Below are 5,511 nucleotides of genomic sequence, written 5' to 3'. Positions count from 1 at the left end.
TGTGCTGAGAGCTTTCTTCTATACTAATAGACGAAAGGGTGTGAAAATGATTTTTAAATGATACTGTGGAACGGAACAGTAGCCCTAGTATTGACTACTGTCGTTTCTATTCATATTGGCTATTCTAGGACTGAGATGAAAAAATCTATAAATGCTCAGAATAAAATTGAACCCGCAAATCTCCCCAAAACAATGGTGAGTCATGTACTTGTATTATTCCGAAAAAATACACCTCTGGTGCAGTGAGACAAATTGGTGTATCTTATAGTGGCTTCGTAGATGAAAGCTATACTCTACTATCACTCTTTGATGATGTAGAACAAATTGAAAAAGATAATAGACTTCAGACAGCTATTGATGTTGTCAGAGAACAGTTTGGTTTTTTAGCCATACAAAAAGGAACCGTCCTAACTGAAGGTTCCAGAAATATTGAACGCAGTAAACTTATCGGTGGTCATTCCGCGGGTGGATTGGAGGGATTAAAATGAAACAAGAAAAAAATACAGTACAATTTTCAGAAATCCGTAGCAAAGGATGTAATGATATTGAAATGCTTGAAAGATTTTTACATGGAATCGTTGAAACAGCAACTTCAAAACTTCGTCAGAGAAAACTCAAAACAACTGAAATATCGATACGACTAGTACATGCTAAATCTGAAAACCGATTACCATTGGAATTTACATTTAGCATTAAGCCAACAAGCTCATCTGTGATAATCTATACTGAGGTAATCAATCGCTTTAAAGAATGTTACACAGGTGGGGGAATTCAAGGTTTTACGATTCAATTTGATAAAAATACCCTTGCCTCTGCATAGAAAGGATTTGATATGATTGACCGTTCATATTTACCATTTCAATCAGCAAGAGAGTACCAGGATACAAAGATGCAAAAATGGATGGGCTTTTTCCTATCTGAACATGCATCAGCACTCTCTGATGATACAAACAAAGTAACGTACATGTCTGACTTATCACTAGAGAAGAAATTATTACTCCTCAGTCAAGTATACGCCGGGCAGCTACGCACACGCATTCAAGTGATTGAAAAAAACAAGCGTGTTTCCTACACTGGAACAATACCAAGTCTGACCAAAGATTTCATTTTGATAAAAACTACAACAGGTCACATCAATTTGAAATTAAAAGACATTATTAGTATTGAACTTGTCGAGGAGGTGCTCTATGAATCAGCTTGAGTTTCAGCGTAATCACCTACAAATGGACTATTATAGCGAGAGCTACCAAGATTTTGAACGTGACTTCTACCGCTACTCTAACATGAATATTCCATTGACCTTCCTAACTGATGATATCCTAAAAACAATGGCGACTTCACGTAAGAATTACTTTGTCCTCAATAAGGAAAAGTCCAGAGATAACCGCGATCACTTCTTCATATTTGAAGTAAGTACCGTAGATGAGAATCCGCTAATCTATCATTATACATATAAGAAAACTACAATATATTTAGCAGAAAAATAGGAGCAGTTCAATTGACTGTTCCTATTTTTAATATTCATAAAATCTAAAGTCTTTATACTCTTTAACAATGGAGTCGCCAACCAGAACAGACTATACTGACCAGCGACTACCTTAAATTTAATGTTTCAGATTTATTTTCTTATCTCTAATTTCATAAACTACATCTGCTACATTTTCGAGTAATCGTTTATCGTGGGTGATAAACACGATAGTTCCGGTGTACTCCTTCATTAGTATTTCCAAAGCCTCTAAACTTGGTATGTCAAGGAAGTTACTGGGTTCATCCATTATTAGGATGTTATATCTACCCATGAGCATTTTAGCAAGCAACAATTTTATAATTTCTCCACCGCTTAAAACAGATAAACTTTTTCCAATATCGTTCTGTTTGAACCCCATAGATGCTAGCACTGAACGAATTTCTGATATATTGTAGTCACAATCCTTCTGCATAAACTCCATAACATTCTGATTACTGTTGTACTTGTAACCATTCTGTGCAAAGTAACCTATTTTTGCCTTAGGCGAAATAGAAATTCCTTCTTCATGGTTTAAGATCATTTGGATTAAAGTTGTTTTTCCGATTCCATTACCACCAGTTAACGCCACTTTTGCTCCTAACGGAATTTGAAAAGATGCATTTTCAAACAGAGCCTTATCCCCAAATACTTTATTAATTTCTGCACCGACTATAGGGTATGGATTATGGAGCTCCAATGCTTTACTTTGCCTGAAACGAATTCTGCGAATGCCTTCCGGAGCTTCTACTTTTCCTAAGGCCGCAATCCTGTGCTCTAGGGTTTTAGCAGCATTATACATCTTTTTTTCCTTACTTCCTATTGATTTTTGATGAGCTAAACGCCCTCCGTCTTCAGTACTTTTTTTCTTTGAAGAACCTTTTGCCTTCTGTTCTATTTTACGAGCCTGTTTTCGCTTTTCCTCCGCAGCCCTTTCCAATCGGGCACGTTCCGCAATAAATTGTTCGTATTCTGCAGCTTGGCTCTTACGTTCTTCCTCTTTCTGACGAAGATAATCAGAATAGTTTCCCCAATACTCAGTGATTTTGCCATCTTTCAGTTCCCATATTTTATCTACTATTTCATCAAGAAAATAGCGGTCATGGCTAATAACTAACAGTGCACCTGTAAAATATTTTAGCTGTCCTATTAGAAAATCAATTCCTTCACGGTCTAAATGGCTCGTAGGTTCATCCGCTAAAATACCATGAACCTGTGCCGATAAGGCCTGTGCTATTTTAAGCCTTGTTTCTTCACCACCGCTCATAGTCTGTATATTTAATTGCTCAACACCTAGCTTGCCTACAAGTGCAAAATCTTTTTCCTCCTGCAGAGTTACTTCGTCCAACTGGGGAATATAGGCAAGTTCACCCAGACGATTCATTTTACATCCTGGGGGAGTTAATTCTCCTAAAAGTACCCTGAGTAAAGTGCTTTTTCCAGCACCATTTGCTCCTACTAAACCAATACGGTCATAATCATATACTTCTAATTCATTTATATCTAAAACATCGCGTCCTTTGAATTCCACACGAATGTCTTTTGCTTTTAATATTAATTCCATAACATTTCCTCCTGTCTATAATCGCATGCTTTCATTTGCTTGTATGCAGGGAAAACCCTGCGATTTTAGCAGGAAGAGTTACATGAAAATAAGATACATAAATATTCCTCCAATATTGTTTATTTTAAATCTAATTTTCTAACCTCAGTTATCATTTGGCAAACTATAGCAATGCCAATAATTAAAATACCTGATAGTAAAAACCAATGATTTACACCGATTTTATCAGCAAAGAATCCAGAAAGAATTAACCCAATTGGCATAGCAAGTGACATGATACTTCCGATCAAAGAAAATACACGTCCTAAATATTCAGGCTTAATTTTCTCCTGAAAAAGAGCTGTTTGCACACCGCTATAAAATGGCACCGAAAGCCCCATTATTGCACAGCAAACTACGAATATTACAAATCCATTTGGAGGAAGTATTCCCGAAACGGCTAAACTGGTCCCCATTATAAAAAATGAACTTGTTATTAGTAATACATGCTTTTCGAAGCCCCCTAATCTTCCTAATAATAAGCCTCCTGCTAGCATCCCAAATGCAAAGGAAATTTCCGTAATAGAAATATGCACAGGCGTTCCATTAAAGTGTTCCATGCTTATTAAAGGAAATAGTGCATTGATTGGCATATAAACAAAAGTATATAGTGTTCCTAAGAGTAATAAGGCAAACAATCCTTTGTTTTGTCTCAGAACCACAACTCCTTCTTTCATCTCCCTTATGAAATTTGGTTCTAAACTTTGCACTTGATTACCCAGCTTAGGTATACGTACAATTGCTACCGTAATAGATGCAATCACAGCACCCAATACGTCGATGGCAATAATAGCATTTAAATCCCAAACGGAGTATAAGAGTGCTGCAACTGCCGGACTAACAATATAGCTTATAGACTGCAAAGACTGACTATAGCCTGCGCATTTCGTTAGCTGTTCTTCTGGTACTAAAAGTGGTGTAACCGCATTGAGTGCTGGGGTATGAAAAGCTGTTCCAATGCTACGGATAAACAATACTATCATAATCATCCAGACAGGTAGCTCCATACAGAATGCAACAATAGCAAGCACTGCACCAGCTGCTGCGATAATTAAATCGGCACCAATCATTATCTTCTTCCTATCATGACGATCCACTAGCACACCAATGGCAGGTCCCAAAATCGCATAGGGTAAAAAACCTACTAATGAAGCCATAGACAAGACCATCGCAGATCCTGTTTTTTCTGTAAGGTAAAAAATAATCGCCATTTGCAGGATGGCACTAGTGATTAATGATACTGCTTGCCCTGCCCATATTGCATAAAATTTTCGTTTCCAATTGTTGTATTTTTCCATTTATATTATCTCCTGCATATTATTTTGCTTGAATTTCTATTTTGAATAGCATTCTAGGCAATAAAAAATGCAGGCCAAACCCCACAATGTGGCTTTTGGTCTGCATACATACAATTTGGAAACATTCATATTAAAGACATAGTTAAATAAAGGTATAGTTAAATAACCAATATCCTCACCGTAACTAATGAATGCTCAATATCGTATAAATAAGCACAACAAAAAAGCCTATCATCGGGTATAGATTCTGCTTTTTTTATTGCCAGCTTATCTTAAACGCATTGAGGCTGTCATAGTTTCGGTTCCTCCTACATCTTTGTTTATATCAATTTATAGTATAACACAACAAGATGATATGTTCAATATAAAAGTTATGGAATGAGACTCATACTTCCAATTCGATGCCAGATTTAAAGGATATGACGAAGTTTTCTTCATAGACTGTAACGCTCTGGATTATCTTCCTTAGTAGCAAGCGATTAGCTTTCACAAAATCTTCTGTTTGTAGTTTTAAAAATTCATCAGGATTTTCTAACTCAACCTCAAAATATTTCATTTTACATTCCCTCATTTCATTTATTGATAAATTGAGTTTGCAAAAAAGAGTGGACAATTTTTGTCTACTCTTAACCTTTAAAATAGTTTTTTTTAATCGATTTGAAGTTGCCTAAATTATTACTTATTCGGTAAAATGAAGTATTGCTTTCAACAGATTTCCTTCAACTACACTTCACTTGATTCAAACAAGGTGGGTACATTTCTATTCCCACAAACTCCTTGTCAATGGAAACAAACACGTACCCACAGGGTAAATGGAAATAGAAACTGATAATTTCTAGCTATCACTTCTACTCATTCCAAAAATTTTCTCACTCTGATACTTACCCACCATAAAGCAAAAAGCCTTGCAATCAAGGCTTTCATTATCCCTTTCGTTCAAAGGTTTCTAAGCTTTTACGAGCAGAGCGACACACTCAGCGGTTCGCTATCTCCGTTCTGTCTGCGTGCTAGCACTTGTCAATCACGGACAGCTATCGCATGGGCGGAAGTAAATGCTAATCTTCGTCGTTTTACTCCTTGACTAGCAAACTTACCGCCTCAACATG

7 protein-coding genes are annotated in these 5,511 nt (G+C 36.5%); 4 read left to right on the top strand and 3 right to left on the bottom strand.

Annotation, left to right across the window (positions count from 1 at the left end):
- Window positions 1–242 precede the first annotated feature (242 nt).
- Genes H7U02_RS11180 through H7U02_RS11165 form a run of 4 tightly spaced genes read left to right on the top strand, consistent with a single transcriptional unit; the run spans window position 243 to window position 1,487 of the window.
- Window positions 243–488 carry a hypothetical protein gene (locus H7U02_RS11180; protein ID WP_001813542.1) on the top strand — a complete coding sequence of 82 codons (246 nt, stop codon included), beginning with the start codon at window positions 243–245 and terminating at the stop codon, window positions 486–488.
- Window positions 485–820, top strand: coding sequence for a hypothetical protein (locus H7U02_RS11175; protein ID WP_000806926.1), 336 nt, complete (start codon window positions 485–487; stop codon window positions 818–820). The genes H7U02_RS11180 and H7U02_RS11175 overlap by 4 nt, the downstream gene beginning before the upstream one ends.
- A gap of 12 nt (window positions 821–832) precedes the next feature.
- The gene (locus tag H7U02_RS11170; RefSeq protein WP_000567222.1) at window positions 833–1,201 is read left to right on the top strand and encodes a hypothetical protein; all 369 of its coding nucleotides are present in this window, start codon (window positions 833–835) and stop codon (window positions 1,199–1,201) included.
- Window positions 1,188–1,487, top strand: a complete 300-nt coding sequence (locus H7U02_RS11165; RefSeq protein ID WP_001072467.1) for a DUF5960 family protein — start codon at window positions 1,188–1,190, stop codon at window positions 1,485–1,487. The genes H7U02_RS11170 and H7U02_RS11165 overlap by 14 nt, the downstream gene beginning before the upstream one ends.
- A gap of 117 nt (window positions 1,488–1,604) precedes the next feature.
- Here the strand turns inward: H7U02_RS11165 and msr(D) are convergent, their stop codons facing one another.
- From msr(D) to H7U02_RS11150, 3 genes are all read right to left on the bottom strand, one after another.
- Window positions 1,605–3,068: an ABC-F type ribosomal protection protein Msr(D) gene (gene msr(D) / locus H7U02_RS11160; protein ID WP_000420313.1), complete on the bottom strand. Its 1,464-nt coding sequence runs from the start codon at window positions 3,066–3,068 to the stop codon at window positions 1,605–1,607.
- Between the two features lie 119 nt (window positions 3,069–3,187).
- Window positions 3,188–4,405 (bottom strand): macrolide efflux MFS transporter Mef(A), encoded by a 1,218-nt coding sequence (gene mef(A), locus H7U02_RS11155; protein ID WP_000417519.1) that lies wholly within the window; start codon window positions 4,403–4,405, stop codon window positions 3,188–3,190.
- A gap of 385 nt (window positions 4,406–4,790) precedes the next feature.
- Window positions 4,791–4,961, bottom strand: a complete 171-nt coding sequence (locus tag H7U02_RS11150) for a hypothetical protein (protein ID WP_000873143.1) — start codon at window positions 4,959–4,961, stop codon at window positions 4,791–4,793.
- Between the last annotated feature and the right edge of the window lie 550 nt (window positions 4,962–5,511).

It is taken from the genome of Streptococcus sp. 3.1 (assembly GCF_016648915.1).
GTDB classification, from domain to species: domain Bacteria; phylum Bacillota; class Bacilli; order Lactobacillales; family Streptococcaceae; genus Streptococcus; species Streptococcus salivarius_E.
The sequence above is the reverse complement of the archived record's forward strand: the minus strand, read 5'-3'. Positions and strand labels throughout refer to the sequence as shown.